The sequence below is a fragment of the Allobosea sp. ASV33 genome, from assembly GCF_016428755.1.
Classification (GTDB): Bacteria; Pseudomonadota; Alphaproteobacteria; order Rhizobiales; family Beijerinckiaceae; genus Allobosea.
Window position 1 is genome coordinate 1 of record NZ_JAELTI010000040.1, and the last position, 19,917, is coordinate 19,917.

Annotated in this window: 18 protein-coding genes; 6 read left to right on the forward strand and 12 right to left on the reverse strand. The window is 66.9% G+C overall.

From position 1 onward, the window contains the following. A partial coding sequence (locus tag JHD80_RS13595) for a TolC family protein (protein ID WP_199088111.1) occupies positions 1-1,251 on the reverse strand: 1,251 nt, incomplete at its 3' end. Further along, entirely contained in the window at positions 1,248-1,466 is a 219-nt protein-coding gene (locus JHD80_RS13600; protein ID WP_199088113.1) for a hypothetical protein, read from the reverse strand. The genes JHD80_RS13595 and JHD80_RS13600, both read right to left, overlap by 4 nt. Positions 1,467-1,617: 151 nt before the next feature. Here JHD80_RS13600 and JHD80_RS13605 point away from each other — a divergent pair, with 151 nt between their 5' ends. The 3 genes from JHD80_RS13605 (at position 1,618) to JHD80_RS13615 (ending at position 5,597) form a co-directional block, all read left to right on the forward strand. Next, positions 1,618-2,412, forward strand: coding sequence for a response regulator (locus JHD80_RS13605; RefSeq protein ID WP_199088115.1), 795 nt, complete (start codon positions 1,618-1,620; stop codon positions 2,410-2,412). Further along, positions 2,409-3,779 (forward strand): ATP-binding protein, encoded by a 1,371-nt coding sequence (locus tag JHD80_RS13610; RefSeq protein WP_199088116.1) that lies wholly within the window; start codon positions 2,409-2,411, stop codon positions 3,777-3,779. Before JHD80_RS13605 ends, JHD80_RS13610 begins: the two co-directional genes overlap by 4 nt. 204 nt (positions 3,780-3,983) lie before the next feature. Continuing rightward, on the forward strand, positions 3,984-5,597 hold the full coding sequence (locus tag JHD80_RS13615; RefSeq protein ID WP_199088118.1) for an FMN-binding glutamate synthase family protein: 1,614 nt from the start codon (positions 3,984-3,986) through the stop codon (positions 5,595-5,597). A 470-nt stretch (positions 5,598-6,067) separates the two neighbouring features. Here the strand turns inward: JHD80_RS13615 and JHD80_RS13620 are convergent, their stop codons facing one another. From JHD80_RS13620 to JHD80_RS13630, 3 genes are read right to left on the reverse strand one after another with little or no spacing between them, the layout of a single operon-like run. Continuing rightward, positions 6,068-6,739 carry a 4-hydroxythreonine-4-phosphate dehydrogenase gene (locus JHD80_RS13620; protein WP_199088120.1) on the reverse strand — a complete coding sequence of 224 codons (672 nt, stop codon included), beginning with the start codon at positions 6,737-6,739 and terminating at the stop codon, positions 6,068-6,070. Beyond that, positions 6,732-7,769, reverse strand: coding sequence for a 4-hydroxythreonine-4-phosphate dehydrogenase PdxA (gene pdxA, locus JHD80_RS13625; protein WP_248311544.1), 1,038 nt, complete (start codon positions 7,767-7,769; stop codon positions 6,732-6,734). Before pdxA ends, JHD80_RS13620 begins: the two co-directional genes overlap by 8 nt. Next, entirely contained in the window at positions 7,766-8,935 is a 1,170-nt protein-coding gene (locus JHD80_RS13630; RefSeq protein ID WP_199088122.1) for a four-carbon acid sugar kinase family protein, read from the reverse strand. Before JHD80_RS13630 ends, pdxA begins: the two co-directional genes overlap by 4 nt. 75 nt (positions 8,936-9,010) lie before the next feature. On the opposite strand from JHD80_RS13630, the gene JHD80_RS13635 reads away from it, so the two are divergent. After that, positions 9,011-9,892: a LysR substrate-binding domain-containing protein gene (locus tag JHD80_RS13635; RefSeq protein ID WP_199088124.1), complete on the forward strand. Its 882-nt coding sequence runs from the start codon at positions 9,011-9,013 to the stop codon at positions 9,890-9,892. 33 nt (positions 9,893-9,925) lie between these two features. Here JHD80_RS13635 and JHD80_RS13640 read toward each other — a convergent pair whose 3' ends face one another. The 7 genes from JHD80_RS13640 to JHD80_RS13670 all read right to left on the reverse strand — a co-directional run bounded on the left by JHD80_RS13640 (position 9,926) and on the right by JHD80_RS13670 (position 17,788). Further along, positions 9,926-11,158, reverse strand: coding sequence for an anion transporter (locus tag JHD80_RS13640; protein WP_199088126.1), 1,233 nt, complete (start codon positions 11,156-11,158; stop codon positions 9,926-9,928). A 6-nt stretch (positions 11,159-11,164) separates the two neighbouring features. Continuing rightward, positions 11,165-12,478 (reverse strand): MFS transporter, encoded by a 1,314-nt coding sequence (locus tag JHD80_RS13645; protein WP_199088128.1) that lies wholly within the window; start codon positions 12,476-12,478, stop codon positions 11,165-11,167. Between the two features lie 266 nt (positions 12,479-12,744). Continuing rightward, on the reverse strand, positions 12,745-13,191 hold the full coding sequence (locus tag JHD80_RS13650; protein ID WP_199088129.1) for a hypothetical protein: 447 nt from the start codon (positions 13,189-13,191) through the stop codon (positions 12,745-12,747). Positions 13,192-13,255: 64 nt separating this feature from the next. Next, positions 13,256-13,954, reverse strand: a complete 699-nt coding sequence (locus JHD80_RS13655) for a hypothetical protein (RefSeq protein ID WP_199088131.1) — start codon at positions 13,952-13,954, stop codon at positions 13,256-13,258. A 99-nt stretch (positions 13,955-14,053) separates the two neighbouring features. Then, positions 14,054-15,472, reverse strand: coding sequence for a sigma-54-dependent transcriptional regulator (locus tag JHD80_RS13660; RefSeq protein ID WP_199088133.1), 1,419 nt, complete (start codon positions 15,470-15,472; stop codon positions 14,054-14,056). Beyond that, the gene (locus tag JHD80_RS13665) at positions 15,451-16,926 is read right to left on the reverse strand and encodes a sensor histidine kinase (RefSeq protein WP_199088134.1); all 1,476 of its coding nucleotides are present in this window, start codon (positions 16,924-16,926) and stop codon (positions 15,451-15,453) included. Before JHD80_RS13665 ends, JHD80_RS13660 begins: the two co-directional genes overlap by 22 nt. Before the next feature lie 316 nt (positions 16,927-17,242). Beyond that, positions 17,243-17,788, reverse strand: a complete 546-nt coding sequence (locus tag JHD80_RS13670) for a MarR family winged helix-turn-helix transcriptional regulator (protein WP_199088143.1) — start codon at positions 17,786-17,788, stop codon at positions 17,243-17,245. 95 nt (positions 17,789-17,883) lie between these two features. Here JHD80_RS13670 and JHD80_RS13675 point away from each other — a divergent pair, with 95 nt between their 5' ends. Together JHD80_RS13675 and JHD80_RS13680 are read left to right on the forward strand one after the other, a co-directional pair. Next, a complete protein-coding gene (locus tag JHD80_RS13675; protein WP_199088145.1) occupies positions 17,884-18,402 on the forward strand; it encodes a flavin reductase family protein in 519 nt (172 codons plus the stop codon). Positions 18,403-18,435: 33 nt separating this feature from the next. Further along, on the forward strand, positions 18,436-19,902 hold the full coding sequence (locus JHD80_RS13680; RefSeq protein WP_199088147.1) for a 4-hydroxyphenylacetate 3-hydroxylase family protein: 1,467 nt from the start codon (positions 18,436-18,438) through the stop codon (positions 19,900-19,902). Positions 19,903-19,917: the final 15 nt, after the last annotated feature.

Sequence of the window (19,917 nt, forward strand, 5' to 3'; positions counted from 1 at the left end):
CGTGATGTCGTAATGGGCGCGGTAGGCGGTGTAGGCCTCGCGGGCTTCCGAGCGGATGTTGACCGCCTTCTCCGCCAGCCTGTTGGCGGCCTGCAGATAGGTCTGCTCGGCGAGCGCGACCTTGGACTGGCCGAAATCGTAGATCGGGATGTCGATCTCGAGTTCCAGCGTCCGGCTGCGGCTGCTCTCGCGCTCGACATGGCCGTGGTCGTTGATGCTGCGGCCACGGTCGTAGGTGCTTCGGCCGAGCAGGTCGATGTCGTTGACGAAGCGTGTCGCCTGGGTGAGGCCGAGCGACTTGGCGAGTGTGTCGAGTTCGGCCCGCGCGATCCGGAGATCGACGCGCTTGCGCAAGGCCTCGGCCTCGATTGCCTTGACCGATTGCAGGCGTGGCAAGGGCGGGAGGCTGCCGACGCGGAATGTCAGGTCGTCGCCCCAGAGGCCGAGCTGGCGAATGAGCCGCTCGCGCTCCTGGCGCTGCTGCTGGCGGGCCTGCGCGAGCTGCACGGTGAGTTCCGCCTCGAAGGCGAATTCGCGGGCCTGGTCGATCTTGTTGACGCCGCCGGATTCGCCGAGCCGCTTGAGCAGTTCGGAGGCCGCATCGGCGGAGCTTTTCGCCTCCTGATAGAAGGAAACCTGCGCGTTGGCGGCGGCTGCGCGATAGTACTGGCGGCGGGTATCGGCCGCGAGCTTCAGCACCGCCTCGGCCGTCCGCATCTTTGCGGTCTGAAAGCGGTCGCGGGCAATCTCGGCCCGTGCCGGCAGGGTCGCGAGCGCCAGCAGACTGCCGACGATCTGGCGCTCGATCTCGACCTCGAAGCGGCCGGAGAGCTTGGAGATGCCGAGGCGCGGATTGGGCGGCAGGCTCGCCGCGACCATCTGCGCCTCGGCCATGCCAAGCTCGTTGAAGGCGGCCTGCAAACCGCGATTGTTGAGCAGCGCGACCTGCACCGCCGCATCCGCCGTCAATGGCTTGCGCAGGAGCTGGTCGACGCGTCCCTTGGCGGTGAGCGCAGCCTGATCGCCATCGATCTTGGCGACATCCTTGCCGATATCGGCGTAAGTCGCGCTCTGGATAGCGCCCATGCCGCCATCAGCCGAAAAGCTCGCACAGCCGCCGAGCAGCGCGGTTGTGCCGGCGAGCAGGGCCCAGCGCAGCAGGTGGCGTGCCTGCGGAGCGCGAGAAGCGGTCGAGGCCGGCCTTTCGGCGGTCGTGGGCAAAGGCTGGGCGAGCACGTTGGGCAGGGTCATGGTTTCGGCCCGACCTGGCGGTTGAGCTCGCGCCAGTCCTTGGGGTCGGTTGGTCGCAGGGTCGCAGCGCCTGCCGTCACGCTGCCATATGCGACGGCGGGAACACGGATGTCGGGGTCAGCGGGCCGGGCCAGATGGTCCGGAACGGTGATGTTCGAGCAGGCTGCGAGTGCCAGACCGATCGCCGCCAGGAACGGCACCTTCTTCAACCTCACGACTCAGGCTCCCCCGTTTTCGGTGGAGCAGGGGTAGCAACGCCGCTCGGCGGGCGTCCGTTACAAATTGTTTCAAACCGGGGCGGGTCGCGGCGCCGCGGGCGCGCTATTGTCCGCCGCGACGGATGAGGAGAGCCCAGGCTCGCAAGGCATGGACAGTTCAGGCGACGCCCAGCATGAAATCGAGAAGCCGCCCGTCGCGCCGCTTGCCGACGATCACGGCCATATCCTGGTGGTGGATGACGATCCGCAGATCAGGCTCCTCGTCGCGCGCTTCCTGCAGCGCTACGGCTATCGCGTGACCGGCGCGCCGGACGGCCGCGCCATGATGGAGGCGCTGATGCACAGCGCCGTCGACCTGATCGTCCTCGACCTGATGCTGCCCGCGCGCTCCGGCGTCGAACTGTGCCGCGATGTGCGCGCGACCTCCCAGGTTCCGATCGTGATGCTGACGGCACGGACCGAGGAAAGCGACCGCATCACCGGCCTCGAAGGCGGCGCGGACGACTATGTCACCAAGCCCTTCAGCCCGCGCGAATTGCTGGCCCGCATCCGGGCGCTGCTGCGCCGGGCGCGGGCCGGGCAAGGCGCGACCGTTTCTCAGGCGAGCCGGTTCGTGACCTTCGACGGCTGGCGCATGGACCTCCGGCGCCGGGAGCTGCAATCTCCGGCCGGGACATTGATCGATCTCTCGACCGGAGAGTTCGATCTGCTCGTCGTCTTCGTCGAGCATGCCAACCATATCCTGTCCCGCGAGGCGCTGATGCAGTTCGCCAAGGCGCGGACGAGCGACGATCCGTTCGACCGGACGATCGACGTCCAGATCAGCCGCCTGCGCCGCAAGCTGGAGGCCGATGCGGGCGGCGGCCAACTGATCAAGACCGTTCGCGGTGCTGGCTATCTGTTCGCCGCGACGATCGGGCACGAGGAAGGACCGTCCGCTTGACGAGGTTGCTCGGACGCTTCTGGCCCGACACGGTGGCAAGCCGCGCGATCCTGATCCTGGTCGCGGCGCTGCTCGCTTTCCATCTGCTCGGCTACTGGGCCTTCCGCGTCGGCGTGGAGAGCTTCGCGTCGGCCGGGCGTGACGGCAGCCTCGCCGAGCGCATCGTCTCGATCAAGCGTGCGATCGCGAGCCTGCCGGACGGCGCCGAGCGCGATCGCGTCGCGCATGACCTGTCGAGCGCCAGCCTCGACGTGCACTGGAGCAAGGGAAGCCTCGTGCTCGGGAGCACCCCGGCCACCGAACGGACGCGCGCGCTGGAAGCGCGGCTGCGACAGTTCGCGCCCGATCTCGCCGCCGAATCCGTCCGCGTCGGGCCGGCGGATGAGGGGGCGGCCGCAACGGGCGCGGACGAGGCCGACAGGCACATGATGCTGGTCTCGATCCGGCTCGATGACGGCAGCTGGGTCAATTTCTCCTCGTCCACGCTCGGCGCCACGCAGCATCCGGACTGGAGCCTGACCGCGATCATGATCTGTTTCGCGGTCGGGATCGTCGTCGTCGCGCTGCTATTGCTGCGTTGGGCGACCCGGCCGCTGCGGGACCTGGCTGTTGCGGCCGAGCGCTTCAGCCTGGATCAGGCGCCGCAACCCCTGCCGGAGGACGGCCCGGCCGAAGTGCGCCGCGCCGCGCGGGCCTTCAACACCATGCGCGAACGCATCCAGCGGCTCGTCACCGAGCGGATGCAGGCGATGGCAGCCGTCTCGCACGACCTGCGCACACCGATCACCCGATTGCGACTACGCTCCGAACTCCTCGACGACGACGCGACCCGGCGCCTCATCGATGCCGATCTCGGCGAGATGGAGGAGATGATCGATTCGACGCTGGAATATCTGCGCGGCGGCATTTCTCGCGAAGCGCTCCGGCCGATCGATCTCGCCTCGGTGATCGAGACCATCGTCGACGAACACCTCGACCAGGGACACAAGGTCAGCCTGTCGGGCCTGAATTCGGCTCCGATTCTCGGGCGCGTCCTGCCGCTGAAGCGCGCCTTCTCGAACATCATCGGCAACGCGGTCAAATACGGCGGATCGGCCAGCGTCGCGATCGTCGAAGCCGGTAGCCATGTCGTCGTCACCGTCGAGGACGAGGGGCCGGGCATCGCGCCGGCCGAGATGGAGCGTGTCTTCCATCCCTTCGTGCGGCTGGAGGAGTCGCGCGGCCGCGAGACCGGTGGCTCGGGGCTCGGCCTCACCATCGCCCAGGCGGTCACCCGGTCGCATGATGGGACGGTCGTGCTGGAAAACCGGGCCGAAGGAGGGCTTCGCGTCGCCGTGTCCTTACCGAAGCTTGGTGATGGTGCGTGAGCCGACGCAGGCCATGCTGGCCGCGATCTGAAGGAGTGAGCCATATCAGATCGAGCCTGCGGCATCGGGGTCTTGACCGGGGCGATCCGATAACAGTCGACCTTCCGCGCTTTTATGGCGATGCTGACCGAAGCCATGCAGGCGAGACAAGGCATAGCCCCCCGGCTGTGCAGCGATCAGACCGATATCGGACGAGCTACCATCATGACATTGCGATTGAATCGGTTTTCGACGCTCGCCTTCTGCCTTCTCGTCGCGGTTGTGACCGTTCCTCTGGCCTTCCGATATCAATGGCTCTGGCTGCCAGCCCTCGTCGCCGCGGGCCTGACGCTGGTCGGCCTATGGGATCTCGTCCAAAGCGAACACGCGATCCGGCGCAACTATCCGGTGATCGGCCATATCCGCTGGTTCGCCGAGCTGATCCGCCCGGAGCTGCGCCAATATCTGTTCGAGGCCGACGAGGAAGCGGCGCCGTTTTCGCGGTCGCAGCGCTCGCTGGTCTATCGCCGTGCCAAGGGGATCGCCGGCGATCACCCGTTCGGCACCCTGCTGGACGTCTATCGCGACGGCTACGAGTTCATCAGCCACTCGACGCGACCGAAACCGGTATCGGATCCCGAAAGCTTTCGGATCGTCATCGGCAACGATCAATGCCTGCAACCTTACTCGGCCTCCATCTTCAACATCTCCGCCATGAGCTTCGGCTCGCTCTCCGCAAACGCGATCCGTGCCCTCAATACCGGCGCTCGCCTGGGCAAGTTCAGCCATGACACGGGCGAAGGCAGCATCAGCCCCTATCATCGCGAAGGCGGCGGAGACATCGTCTGGGAGGTTGCCAGCGGCTATTTCGGTTGCCGCGACGATCAGGGACGCTTCGACCCCGATCGCTTCGCGCGGCAGGCAGCGTCCCCCCAGGTGAAGATGATCGAGATCAAGCTCAGTCAGGGTGCCAAGCCCGGGCATGGCGGCATTTTGCCGGCGCCGAAAGTGTCGGCGGAGATCGCCGAAACGCGCGGTGTCCCTGTCGGGCAGGACTGTGTTTCGCCCCCGAGCCACAGCGCTTTCTCGACACCGCTCGAAATGATGAGCTTTATCGCGCAACTGCGAACCCTTTCCGGCGGGAAGCCTGTCGGATTCAAGCTCTGCCTCGGCCATCCCTGGGAGTTCATGGGCATGGTCAAGGCCATGCTCGCGAGCGGCATCGTGCCCGATTTCATCGTCGTCGACGGCGCTGAGGGCGGCACCGGCGCCGCGCCGGTCGAATTCAGCGATCATATCGGCCTGCCGATGCGCGAGGGCCTGCTGTTCGTTCATAACGTGCTGGTGGGTGCGGGGCTGCGCGACAAGGTCAGGATCGGGGTTGCGGGGCGCATCGTCAGCGCTTTCGACATCGCCAGCGCCCTGGCGATCGGCGCCGACTGGACGAATGCGGCCCGGGGTTTCATGTTCGCGCTGGGGTGTGTCCAGTCCCTCTCCTGCAACACCAATCGCTGCCCGACCGGCATCGCGACGCAGGACAAGGTCCGGCAGCGGGCTCTGGTCGTCCCGGACAAGGCGCAGCGGGTCCACCTTTTTCACGCCAATACCGTCAAGGCCCTGGCGGACATGCTGGCGGCGGCCGGCCTTTCGCATCCCTCCGAGCTCGGCCCGCACCATCTCGTGCGCCGCGTCAGCGCCACGGAAATCCGGATGTTCTCCGATCTCCATGTCTTCCTCGAGCCGGGCGAATTGCTGACGGGGGCATGCGAGCATGCCTTCTATCGTCGCAACTGGGACATGGCCCAGGCAGAAAGCTTCGACCGCCTCCCATCGCAATAGGCCGCCCTGCGCCCTAAGGCGACGAGAAGGGCTCCGGCAGCCGGCGATCGTTGAACCGGTCGACCCAGGTCGGCTTGGCGAGCTCGACGCACCGCCACGGTCGCTCCTCCCGGCTCGCAGAATGTGCCGCTGATCGTGTGGACCATCGCCTTCGCGGTCTGCGCGGTCGCTGCTGCCGCCGCCTGGTCTGCGCGTGAAACCTACCGCGTCCAGATGAGCGATCTGGGCAATCCCGATGCGGTTCCGGTCCGCGTTGCCAATCTAGATCATCCACCAGCGCGTGATGGCCGAGGCGCAGCGCTGGCTGCTCAAAATGACGGCTCCCGTCGGCTCGATCGCGGACGCGTCGGGCTTCAGGGATATCAGCTCCGTGGCGCCGCTTGTTTCGCGCGAATTCGCAAAGGGGGCTCGAAGGAATGGATACCTGCTCGGCAACCGATACCGCCAAACTGGACATCGCACCTGTTCGCTTAGAGACAGGAGGAGATCGCTTCGAGCTGAAAGCCTAGCGCTGATCCACGCGCCGGAAAGCGGCCGTCCAATGCCGATGTCCCGATGGTAAATCCGGCGGCACCCGCCCGGCGTACCGCCTCGATCTGCGCGGGCTGGTCGATCGAGCCTGCGATGATCACGGGCTTGTCCGTCGCTCCGCAGACGGCCGTCATCAGCGCCGGAACATCGACGGCGGAACGATAGGCTAGGAGATCGAGCCCTGCGACGCCGGCTCGGCTCGCAAGCGCGCGGGCACTGGCGGCGATTTCGGCGATCGAGCCGTTCAGGACGCTCGGATGGCCCGTAACCCGCCCCGGAAAGGGATAGTAGCGGATGCCGGTGTCCTGAAGCAGGGGCAGGACATCATCGACATGCGTTCCACCCAGCAGGTGATCGACGCCGATATCGATGGCCGCACGTACCGACATGATCTCGCTTGCACGGTCCAGCGAGACGACTTCGAGATAGCTCGATGCACCACCGGCCTTGATCGCGCGGCTGAGATTCCTGAGCTCGGCAATGGGCACTCCGACATCCTTGAAGCCGATATGCCGGACGCCCGCGGCGAGCGCGGTCTCCAGGTGGCCGGCGGCGCCAGGCACCGTCCGGTCGTTGCGTGTCAGCATGAAGATGAAATCGAGGTCAGCCATCGCGACGATCCTGGTCAGGCGTGGCCGCGAGGCGGCACGCATAGTCGAAAGCGGTTTCCAGACTGGCGGGATCAGCGATTCCTCGCCCAGCAATGTCGAAAGCCGTGCCGTGATCCGGGCTCGTGCGGACGAAGGGCAGACCGAGCGTGATATTGGCGCCGCGGTCGAGCCCGAGATATTTGACCGGAATGAGCCCTTGATCATGGTACTGGGCGACGACAACATCAAACCGGCCGGTGCGCGCCTGCATGAAAACGGTGTCGCCGGGCCAGGGGCCACTTGCATCGATCCCTTCGAGCTGCGCTGCCCTGACGGCCGGTGCGATAATCTCACGCTCCTCGAACCCGAACAGTCCGCCTTCGCCGGCATGCGGATTGAGACCAGCGACCGCGATGCGCGGAGCGGCGATGCCGAGGGCCCGCCCGCCTTGATGGGCCAAACGGATCGCCGACATTTGCGCCGCGAAATCGCCCCGCCCGATCGCCTCGCGCAGCGAACAATGGATGGTGACGAGCACCGTTCGGATTTCGTCGTTCACAAGCATCATGGCTACACGGCCTGCGCCGCCCCGCTCGGCCAGGATTTCCGTATGACCTGGATACTTGAAACCCGCAGCGGCCAGCGATTCCTTATGGATCGGGGCGGTGACGATTCCCGCGACCTGATCCTCCCTGGCGAGATCGATCGCCATGGCGATCGCAGCGAACGCGGCCTTGCCGCTCTCGGCGCTGACAGTCCCGAGAGTTGGGAGCACCTCAAGATGGGAGGATGCGATGATATCGATCGTACCCTGCTCGAAACGAGCCTCGCCAACCCTTGCGACGGTCCGAAGCCGGGGTGCGTCATGCCGCGACTGCAGAGCATGGCGCATGACCAACGGATCACCGACGACGAGGGCAGGCTGCACCCCGCCTTGGGCGAATGCCGCGGCATCGACCATCCGCCGGGCGAAAAATTTCGCCGTGATCTCTGGGCCGATGCCGGACGGGTCCCCCATGGTGATCGCAATGGGCAAAGCTGGAGACCTCATCGGGTAGCCTCCTGGGGCAAGCGAAGTCGCAACCGCAGCGCCGCATGGAGCAATGTCGCCGGATGGCCGAAGCCACCGGCCTTCATCGCCAGGAGGAGCGGCGAAGCTGCCTCCGCCATTGCTGCGTAGCCAAAGGGAAAGCCTGGCTCGAATTCCCCCGAAAGAGCGAGGCTGCTGATCGAGAGCCGCTGCAACACTGCGCCCATCGTGTCTCCGCCCGTGGCGAAGATCGCGTCGAAGTGCCAAGCTCTGACGGCCGCCCGCACCTCGTCCGTCAAGGCAGCCAGGATCGCGGCAGGATCGTCGCCGCGCGCTTGCGGAGCGCGCAGGCAAGCGATCTCGGCATCGGCAGCGAGGTCGGTGGAATGCTGCGCCACTTGGACGCCATTCTCCGCCAGAAACTCGCATTGCTGCCGGCTGACGGCGTTGGCGCTGCCGATAACGATCAGGACGCGACGGGCAAGTGGTTGGGGAGCTGAGGGGCGCTTGGGCAAAGCCGCGATCTGCGTCGCCAGCGCTTGCGCGAGGCCCGGAGAGCCGACCCACAGGATCGAGTCCGATTGAATAAGCAGAGCGACCCGACGATCGAGAACTTCCTGGCGGTCAGCGTCGAGGACCAAGATGCGGGAGTGGGCCAGCGCGGCGAGGACGGCCTCGTCGCTCATCCGCTGGGATGCGATGGTGACCGGTCCCAGCGTGGGATCAACGAGGTCGAGCAGGCGCGAGGTTCGCGCCGGGTGCAGTGGATCGCGGCCATAGTCCGTTTCCGAGACCGGGCGCCCGCCGACGAACTGAATGCCGCCGACCGTCTGACGTCCCGCTGCGGGAAAGGCCGGCGCGATGACGAGACGATCCCTGCCGCTGGCGTTGAACGCCGCCGCTATCTCCACCCTGACGTGACCGCGCAGGGTGGAATCCATCGTCTTGTAGAGGAGACTCCGTCCCGCCAGAGCAGCGATGGCCTGCCCGGTTGCCTTTCCGGCGGCACCCTCCGGCAGGCCGCGGCTGCCCGTATCGACCGCGACGACCGCCTCGGCCGTCTGCGCATGGGATCCGCGATGAATATGCGGCGTGAAACCGCGTTTCAGGAACGGGCCCGCTCCATCGGCCGCGCTCGTCAAGTCATCCGCTACGATGCCGATCTGCAGGGAATTCGTCGTCGCCATGATGGTGAGAATGGCAGAATAATTCTCGTTTAAAATCCATATGATCTGACGAATATTGGTGATAATTTCTGACGAATGAAGCGTTCTGAAATTCCCTCTCTCGACGATCTGCGCGCCTTGGAGGCGGTGGCCCGGCTAAGGTCGGTGCGGGCGGCTGCGACCGAGCTTGCCCTGACCCATGGCGCTGTCAGCCGGCGGGTTTCGAAGCTCGGCTTCGAGATTGGCATTCCTTTGCTCGAAGCGGATGGACGCGGCGTGCGGCCCACGCCGGGCGGCGAAACCCTGGCGCTGGCCACAGGCCAGGCGCTCGGCTTGATCGCGGGCGCGCTCGCGGCCATCCGGACAAGCGCCGCGCCTGCGCCCATCGTCCTGTCCTGCGAGCGCTCGCTGGCCATGCGCTGGCTGATCCCGCGCCTGTCCGAGTTCCAGGATGCCTATCCGGACATCGAGGTGCATCTCTCGACAGGTGGAGGCGCTCTGGATTTTGCGCGGGAAAGGGTGACGCTCGCGATCAGGCGGCTCGATTTCGCACTCGACCCGGACTGGGCGGTCACACCGCTGATGCCCGAGCGGGTCGGTCCCGTGATGCCGCCGTCGCTACGCCGAGCTTTCGATGGTGGCGACTATGCCGCACTGGGATCGAGAACCCGGCCGCAGGCGTGGCAGGCCTGGCTCAAGGCGCATCCGGACGTGCCTCGACCTCGCTCGATCCGGCTGCTGGACCATCATTTTCTGATGATGGAGGCTGCGCTCGGCGGCCTCGGCGTCGCGCTCTCGCCGCAAGCGATCGCGGTAAATGACGTCGCGGCAGGGCGGCTGGAGGCGCCGGCCGGCTTCACGCCGGACGGAACGTCCTATGGTCTCATCCATCCCCGTTCCGCGATGGTGACTCAACAGGTCGCGGCGCTGCGGGAGTGGCTCACCGCTCAGGCGAACCTGTTCCCAGCCTCGCCCTAGGGCGGGTCCTGACGGCGCCGGCGCCCTTCGAGTTTACGGTAGCACGATGATTCCGATCGCCAGGGTCGCGATCGTCAGGGGGGCGCCGACTTTGAAATAGGTCCAGAAGTCGATGGTGATGCCGTCCTTGGCGGCACGCTCGGCGACGATCAGGTTCGCGACGGAGCCCAGCAGTGTGAAATTGCCGGCGAGTGTCGAGGCCATCGCCACGACGAGCCAGGCGCGCTGGGGATCGTGCAGATGCTCGACGAAGGGCTTCAGTACGAGAACCGCCGGGACGTTGCTGACGAGGTTGGACAGGATCGCCGTCACGCCGGTCAGGATCGCGGTGTTGCCGAGGTCGAGGCGGGCGGCCTGCGCCAGCAGGTCGGGCGTCAACACGGCGTGCTCGAGCCCCCGCACCACGACGAAGAGGCCGGCGAACATCAGCAGGAGCGGCCCGTCGATCTCGGCATAGACCTTGCGCGGTTCGATCCTGCGGGTGAGCAGCAGCAGCGCCGCGGCGCAGATCGCCACCTTCGCCACCGGCTGGCCGAGGAAGAACAGGGCGATCATCGAGACGGAGACCAGCGCCGCCTTCGTCGCGAGCCAGCCGTGATAGTGAGCGGGAACCGTGACGCTGCGCAGCGCCTGCCGTGTCATGTACTCGCGCGGATTGAGCAGCAGCACGAACAGGATCGTCACCAGCAGCCCCAGCGCCGCGACCGGCAGCAGCGCGCCGGTGAAGGCGCCATAGGAGATGCCCGAGAGATTGCCGATGATCATGTTCTGGGGGTTGCCGGTGATCGTCGCCGTCGAGCCGACATTCGAGGCGAGCGCCACCGCGATGAGATAGGGCACCGGATTGCGGTCAAGCGCGCGGGTCAGCGTGATGACGATCGGCGCCATCACCAGGCAGATCGCGTCGTTGACGAGGAAGGCGGAGAGCACGCCGGTCGTCATCACCACGACCGAGAGCAGCAGCACCGGATGCCGCGCCCGGCCGGCTGCCCAGCCGGTCACCATGCGGAAGAAGCCCGAGAGCCGCAGATTGGCGACGACGATCATCATGCCGAGCAGCAATGTGATGGTGTCGAGGTCGATCGCCCGGTAGGCGTCCTCGAGCGAGAGCACGCCGCATCCGACCATGAGCGCCGCACCGATCAGCGCCGCCCCAGCACGGTCGACGCGCAAGCCGGGCATCCGGCCGATCGCAATGGCGACATAGGTCGCGAGGAAGATCGCGATCGCGAGGATCTGCGTCGCGTTGAGGCCCCAGCCGGTCATGTGCGATCAGGCCATTCTCTCGCTCGCCGCCGGCACCGGACGAGCGCCGTGGTCGGTCGGCGGCTCATAGCCGCGCGTCTCCGGCATGGCAACGAGATAGAGGACGAGGCCGCAGGCCGCGATGGCCGCGAGCGTGACGAAGGCGGCGGAATAGCCGGCGGTGACGATGATCACCCCCGCCAGCGACGCGGAGATCGAGGCCCCGACGCCCTGGACCGTCGCGACGGCGCCTTGCGAGACGTTGAAGCGGCCGGTGCCGCGCGTCAGGTCCGCCACCACGATGGGAAACAGAGCGCCGAAGATGCCGGCGCCGACGCCGTCGAGCGCCTGCACGGCGACCAGCCAGAACGGGTTGTCCGAGACGACATAGAGCGCACCGCGCAGCGCCAGCACGCCGAAGGCGACCAGGAAGATCGGCTTGCGGCCCCAGGCATCGACCTTGGCGCCGACCATGATCGCCATCGGCACCATGACGCATTGCGCCGCGACGATGCAGATCGCGATCAGCGAGGTCGCCTGCTCCTTGCCGGCGACGCGGGTGAGCAATTGGCCGACGGAGGTGAGCATCGCGGCATTGGAGAGGTGGAAGATGGCGCAGAGCAGCGCGAACAGCATGAGATAGCGGTTCTGGAGCAAGGCCTTGAGGCCGGATGGCTTCTCGTCGTCGACGGCCTCGTCGAGGCCGCGGGCGAGATCGTCGTCGATCTCCTTCTCCGGCACCATCAGCATGGCGCCGATGCTGAGGACCGCGAGCACGGCCATGAGCCAGAATACCACGATCGGCCCGAAGAAATAGGCGGTCGCGCCTGCGATCGCGGCCGAGGCCGCATTGCCGAGATGGTTGAAGGCCTCGTTGCGGCCGATGCGCTTGGAGAACAGCTTCGGCCCGACGAGGCCGAGCGTGATCGCGGCCAGCGCCGGCGGGAAGATCGCGCCCGCGATCGCGGCGACCGATTGCGTGCCGACGACGAGATAGAAATTGCCGATGAAGGGAAGCGCCAGGCAGGACAGCGTGACCGCGATGGCAGAGGCGATGACGATCGCCGGCTTGTGGCTGCCGCGATCGATCAGCGCGCCGGCCGGCGTCTGCGCGATCAGCCCGACGATGCCGGCGATGGTCATGACGAGACCGACCGTCGCCTCGTTCCAGCCCTGCTCAGGCCCGCGTACCGCGACCAGATAGATCGCGAGATAGGGGCCCAACCCGTCGCGCACGTCGGCGAGGAAGAAGTTCAGGGCGTCGAGGCCGAGAAGTGCCCGGGGGGACGGCGAACGTTCGCCCGATTTCGCCGGGGCGCCTGACTGGCTTTGCGTGGGCATGGGAGCGTCTCGCGGCAAGGAGAGGGGACGGAGGCGAAGAGACAGTCCGGCATGCGCCGGACAGGGTCATGGCGAGGACGTGGTGCGAAGGCCTTGTTCGGCGGGCGCGCCGCAACGCGCCGACGATCGACATGAGAACGGGACCAGCCGCGAGGGACCGGGGATCGTGTCGAGAGCTTCGGTCAAGACGTCCCGACACGGCCGCGGCTTCAAACCCGCGGAGCGTGCGGCGGTTCCCGCCCGATCCGCGAAATCCTGTCCATGCGTCACTCGGTGCCGAGGCGCGGCTTCGCATGCCGCACCTCGCCGGCGAAGGTGACGTGCATTTCGAAAAGCCTGCCGCCCTTCGCTGCATCGATTTCGAAGTGCTTCGGCTTGCGGCGCGGCTCGCCATTCGGCTCGAAGCCGGCCTGGCGAACGGCATCGATCGCCTTGTCCGGATCGGCCTCCGCCTCGGGGCCATGATGTTTGCCGGGCTTGGGCTTCGGCGTGATGTCGATCGCGGTTTCACCGCGCGTCAGGCGGCGCACCTTGATCTCGGAAGGTTTGCGCTCGCCTGCGATCTCGATGTTGTCGCCTGCGGAGAGGCTGATCAGAGCGAGACCTTCGGGCGTCAGGTCGGCCAAGAGCAGACCCTGGTCGGTTTCGAGGGTGAAGCGGTGGGCGAAGAGATCGCGCACCGTGCCACGGACATGAATATCCTGATGGGGCATTGGAAGATCCTGTCTTGAGGATGCCGGCCGCGTCTGAAATGGGCGGCCGGCGCGTTTCGGAAGGTCAGCCGCGCGGCCCGGGAGGCGGCGGGGGCGGAGCGCGGTCATCCGGACGCGGCGGCTTAGGACGGCGCGCGTCCAGTTGCGCCAGGCGGTCCGGCGTGGTGCCGAGCGCGGTCGCCTCGATCACGGTGCCAAGCGCGCTCTTCGTGCTTTCGCCGCGAACCGAGATCGTCTGATCCGGCTTGAGCAGGTCGGCGAAGCGCTCAGCCTCATGTGGCGGCAGCCGCAGCTGAGCGCCGTTGTCGAGAGCCGCCCCGTTGACCTCGCCGCGCTTGCCATGCAGCACGGCGACGATCTTGCTGGTGACGACCTCGGAGGCGGTCGAGCGTTCCTCGGGGCGGCCCTGGTCGAGCACCACGGCGCCGGTCGCGTCGTTGGTGACCGAGACGGCGTCGATCAGCGGCAGGGCCCGCGCCTTGAGGCCGCGAACCGTGACCGCATCGCCCGGCCGCAGCGCGAATGCCGTCTGGCTCGAGAGATGCGGCGGCAACTTGATCTCGGTTCCATCGGCGAGCAGCAGGCCGTCGATGTCGCCGCGCGGGCTGAGCGTGTACTGCTTCACGACGCCCTTGGTCTGCGGAAGCTGGGAAGCGTCATAGGCCAGGCCGCCGCGGGCCTGCGCGAAGACGGTGGCGGCCCCAAGTGCCGTGCCACCCAGCAACAAGAGGGCGGCGGCAGTGGATCGAACGCTGTTCGTCATGATTTCACCTGCTGTCGTGCCGGATGTCCGGCGGGATGACCATTCATCCGCAACCGGTGTGCCAGCAGGCAGGCTGTTTAATTTCAAAGGCTTACGCGATTAGTCGAGCTCTCGACCGTCCGTATTCCTGACGGCGCCCGTCACGGATCCGGACGCCTCGCCGGCGTCGAGGCCGTAGCGCTCGATCTTGGTGTAGAGGAGCTGCCGGTTGATGCCGAGGCGCCGGGCAGCCTCGGTGCGGTTCCCGGCGCAGGTCAGAAGCGCGCGGCGGATCATCTCGGTCTCGAGCCTAGCCACAGCGGTCGGCAGGTCTCCATCAAGCCATCCGGCAGGCGGGGCGGTCGCGCCCGTGTCGACGCCGGCATCGCCCATATCCGCAACGTCGAGCGTATCGCCCCGCGCCAGCACGACAGCGCGGTCGATGGCGTTCTTGAGTTCCCGGATGTTTCCCGGCCAGGAGCGCGAGAGCAGATAAGCCGCGAGAGCCCCGGTCATCCGTTTCGGACGTTCGCCCGGACGCGCCGCCAGGCGCAGGAAATGCTCGGCCAGCGGCACGATATCGGCGAGCCGTTCGCGCAGCGGAGCGAGCGGGATCGTCAGCACGTTCAGCCGGTAATAGAGGTCTTCGCGGAAGAGGCCCTGCGCGACGCGCTCGGGCAGCTTGCGATGCGTCGCCGCGACGATGCGGACATCGACCTGGACCGGGCGCCCCCCGACCGGCGTGACGATCTTGTCCTGCAGCACGCGCAGGATTTTTGCCTGCATCGCAGGCGGCATGTCGCCGATCTCGTCGAGGAAGAGCGTGCCGCCATCCGCATCGCGAAACGCTCCGTTGCGATCGGTGGTCGCGCCGGTAAACGCGCCCTTCACATGGCCGAAGAGCTCGGATTCGAGCAGATCGGAGGGGATGGCGGCGCAGTTGACGGCGATGAAGGGCTTGGGCTTGCGCCTGCTGTGTTCGTGCAGGGCGCGAGCGACGAGTTCCTTGCCGGTCCCGGTCTCGCCGGTGACGAGGACGGTGGTGTCGCTGTCGGCGACGAGCCCGATCGCCTTCTGCACCATCCGCATCGGCTCGCTCAACCCGACCAGGGTGAAGCGCGAGGCAATCTGCCCGTCATCCGTTGCCGCCGGAGCCGTCTGCTCCATCGCCCGCAATGCGAGCATCCGCGTCAGGTTGTCGGCGAGGTCGGCGCGGCCGATCGGCTTGGTGAGATGGTCGAAGGCGCCGAGCCTGATCGCCTCGATGGTGTTTTCCGCCGTCGCATAGGCGGTCAGGATCGTGATCGGGGGCGGCACGGGGAGCGCGCGGATCGCCTTGAGGACCGCAAGGCCGTCCATGTCGCCACCCAGGCGCAGGTCGAGCAGGACCGCGTCGATCGTCTCGCTGCGCAGGCGGTCGAGGCCGGTTCGCCCGGATGCGGCCGTCGCGGCGTCGTAGCCGAGATCGCGCACCGTCTCCTCCAGGCTCTCCCGCAGCCCGGCCTCGTCGTCGATGATCAGGATGGTCGATGGCGCCATGGCAGCTCGATCTCGAAATGGGCTCCTCGATCCGAGGGCAGCAGGCGCAAGGTGGCGCGATGGACGCCGGCGATCTCCCGGGCGATGGCGAGGCCGAGGCCGGTGCCTTCCGGGTGCCCGGTCACGAAAGGCTCGAACAGACGTTCGCGGATTTCCGCGGGCACACCGGGGCCGTCGTCGCGCACGGCGATCACGAGATTCTCGCCGCGTCTCGCGACAGCGAGCTCCACGCTGCCGCCGGCTGGCGTATGCCGCAGCGCGTTACCGACGAGGTTCTCGACGATGCGTCCGATCTCGCCGGCATCGAAGATGGGGAGCGATTCCGCGCCCGCAGCCGGATCCAGACGATCGATCAAGCTCACCTCGGCCGCGGCTGCACGATCGCTGAAGGCGGTGACGATCCCGGCGAGGAAGCGGGGGAGGTCTACGGCCTCCGCCTTGGGTTCGCGCGGCTGGCTCATCGTCAGGAGATCGCGCAGCAGGCGGTCGAGCCTGGCGATCTGGTCGAGGATGAAGCCGAGCGCAGAAATGCGGCGCTGCTCGTCTCCCGCGGCAAGCGCGTTCTCCGCCTTGAGCCGCATGGCGGCCACCGGGTTCCTGACCTCATGAGCGACACCGGCGACGAGGCGGCCGACCGCCGCCAGCCGCTCGGCGCCGGCGGCGCGCCGCCGCGCCTCGGACAGCCTCTCGCCGCTGGCGTTGAGCGCATGCACGAGGCGATCGAGCTCGGGCAGACCCGTCGGCGCGAGGCGGGGCAGATCGGCGTCATGGCCCGCCGCGAGATCGGCCTCCAGCCGCGCGATGCGCCGCGACCACGCGACCAGGAGCCAGCCCAGCCAGAGCGCGGAGCCCAGGACGGTCACTGCGAGCACCGCGAAGCCGGTCATCAGCCGGTCGTAAGCCGGCCCCACGGCGGCGGCGATACGGGTCATCGTCCAGCCGGTCAGGCCCGTATCGGCGGATCCTCCGAGCGGGCAGGCATGCAGCAGCAGGATTTGCGAACGCCCCCGCCGCTCCAGCGTCGCCGGCTTGCCGGCAGCCGCGGCGGCGGCATTGACCTCGCCGATCGTCGGCTGCTCCGCCGCCGGCAGGTCGGTCTTCGGGCCGGTTCCCTCGTAGGTCGGAAAGGCATAGCCGAGCGAGCCCTCGGCTTCGCGCCAGATGCCGCCCTCGATCTCCGGGGAGCGGGCCAGCGCGAGCTGGACGAGATTCGTCAATTGCCGGCGCAGCTCCTCATCCGTCCTAGCCGGCCATGGTCCGCGCCAGCCGGACGCAAAAAATGCGTAGCGATCGGCGATGCCGCGGCAGGCCGAGGCCAGCCGATCCTGCGCCCGCCCGGCCTGGACGCTCGCCGTCTCCCGGTAAAACGAGACGAAAAGAAAGCCTGTCGCGCCCGCCGAGAGGACGATGAGAAGCCAAAGCCCGATCAGCAGGGAGCGCAGGGAGATCGACATGTCACTCTGTGGCCAGCATCCGGTTGCCGCGGCGGGCACTCTATCGTCCGGTGAACGAGTCACTCAAACAAACGGGACGGTCAATCGCAACGATTGCAGGGCCCAAAGCAAGCGGGGCCGGCGGGAATCGCCGAGAGCCAACCAACGACCGCCTTCGGGGTTCATATCGAGTACTCGTCCGGTCCCGCACCGAACGTCGAAGCAGCCGGGCGGCCGGCTGAGAGCGCTCGATGCCGCGACCATCCGGCGCATGTTCCTGTGATGCTGTCGTCGACCTCACCATCGTCGGTTTCGCGTTGAACGATCATGCCGACCCTTAGTCGCGCGGAGCGGCTGTCTCGCTTGCGATGATGTGATCGGCGAGATGAATGGCCTGCTTCGCCCCACGGGCGAGACGCTGCATGATGCCGCTCAGCGCCGCGAAATCCGCCCGGTCGAGCGAGGCGAACAGCGCATCGTTGACCGGCCGCTGCAGCGCGGCCAGGCGCTCCAGCATCTCTGAGCCGAGCGGCGTCACCGAGAGGTTGACCCGGCGCTTGTCGCTGGGGTGAGGGCGCTTCTCGACCAGCCCGCTCTTCACCAGCTTGTTTACCTCGATGGTGACGAAGGCGCCGCTGAGATGCAGCCGATCGGCCACCTGCGCCACGCCGAGCTCGTGCTCGGGCGTGCCGCGGCCGATCGCGATCAGGATCAGATATTGCGGCGGCGTCAGCCCGATATAGGTGGCGAAGCGGGAGCGCGCCTCCTCCAGCCGGCTGCCGAAGGCGAAGAAATCATAGAGTAGGTCGCGGAAGCGCAGGTCGCTTTCCCCGTCCAGCAAATCAGGCTTCGCCACGGTCAGGCGCCGGTTTTCGGTCGACATGAAATGTCCGCTCTCAGGGCTGTTGACTCATTATATTAGCTTTGTTACAAAGCTATTCAACAAATCAAATAACGACACCGCAACGGGAGGGAGCGATGGACGGCAGGGCCTTCAGGCAATCCCTGGGCGAGTTCGCGACCGGCGTCGCGGTGATCACCGCGCAAGGCAGTGGCGAGGAGCTCATCGGCATGACCATGAGTTCGTTCAACTCCGTTTCGATCGATCCGCCGCTCGTTCTGTTCAGCGTCGACAGGCGGGCGAACAGCCTGCCGGCCATGCTTGAAGCGAAGGGCTTCGCGGTCAATGTGCTGGCACGCGAGCAAGAGCAGATCTCCAACCGTTTCGCCCGTGCCCTCAGCGACAAATGGGCCGAAGTCAAGCGCACGGTGGGCCATGCCCAGGCGCCATTGATCACCGGCGCGCTCGCCCATTTCGAATGCGAGCCCTACGCCCATCATGACGGTGGCGACCACGTCATCTTCCTGGTGCGGGTGCTGCGCCATGCCGTGCGTGCCGGCAACCCGGCGCCGCTGATCTTCTTCCGCGGCCGCTACCGCGACCTCGTCGACGAGACCGAGCGCGAGCCGTCCTGGCCGCTGCCCATCCACTACTGAACATCGAACAGCAATCGCAGAGGAAACGCCGCCATGACCAAGTCGGGACAGGAGCATCTCGCCAGCATCCGCGACGGCCGCTCGATCTATATCGACGGCGGCCGCGTCGAGGACGTGACCACCCATCGCGCCTTCCGCAACGTGGCGCAGTCGGTCGGCGGCCTCTTCGACTTCGCCAACGATCCCGCGCGCCGCGATCTCATGACTTTCGAGACCGAGACCGGCGGCCGGGCCAATCGCATCTGGCAATTGCCGGCCTCCTATGACGATCTGGTCGAGCGCCGCCGGGCGCTCGAGGCCTGGACCGCGATCCATGGCGGCTTCCTGGGCCGCGCGCCCGACCATGTCGCCTCCTGCATCGCCGGCATGCGCATGGGCCTGCCGGTGTTCGAGGGCTACGACCCTGCTCGCGCCGCGGCGCTGGAGAATTACTACCGCCATGCCCGCGACAACGATCTCTACCTGACCTATGTCATCATCAACCCGCAGGCGGACCGATCCAAGAACGCGGCCGAGCAGGCCGATCCCTTCCTGACCGCCGGCGTCGTCGACCGCGATGCCGAGGGCATCACCATCCGCGGCGCCAAGATGCTGGCGACCGGCGGCGTCGTCGCCAACGAGGTCTTCGTCACCACGATCCAGCCGATGCAGCCGGGCGAGGAGCGCTACGCCGTCTCCTTCGCGATCCCGATGAACAGCAAGGGCCTGAAGATGCTCTCGCGCAAATCGTACGAGGCGCAGGCCGGCTCGATCTTCGACAACCCGCTGGCCAGCCGCTACGACGAGAACGACGCCGTGCTGTTCTTCGACGACGTGAAGGTGCCGTGGGACCGCGTCTTCATCGATGGCAGCGTCGAGATGTGCCAGAAGCAGTTCCACGCGACGCCGGCCCATGTCTACCAGAACTACCAGGCGATGATCCGCCTGAAGGTGAAGCTGCAGTTCCTGATGGGCATCGCCCATCGCACGACCCAGACCAACGGCATCACCCAGTTCCCGCAGGTGCGCGAGATCCTCGGCCAGCTCGCCGCGGAAGCCGCGATGGTCGATGCCTTCGTCAACGCGATGGAGGCGAAGGGCACGCAGGTCGGCCCGTATTTCGTGCCCGACCGGCATATGCTCTATTCGGCGCAGGTGCTGACCCAGCAGATGTATCCGAAGATCCTGAACTCGCTGCGCGAGCTCGCCGGCGGCGGCATGATCATGCTGCCCTCTTCGATTGCCGATTTCGCCAATCCCGAGATCGCGGCGATGATCGAGAAGACCCAGCAGTCGCCGGCCGCGAATGCGCATGATCGGGTGAAGTTCTACAAGCTCGCCTGGGATGCGGTCGGCTCCGAGTTCGGCTCGCGGCACCACCAGTACGAGATGTTCTACGCCGGGGCGACCTTCGTGACGAAGGGCCATTCCTTCCGCACCTACGACTGGGGCAAGGCCGGCGGCATCGTCCAGCACATGCTGGACTCCTACGACATCGACACGAAATCCGCCGCCGCCTGAGCCTGCGCGGGTCCG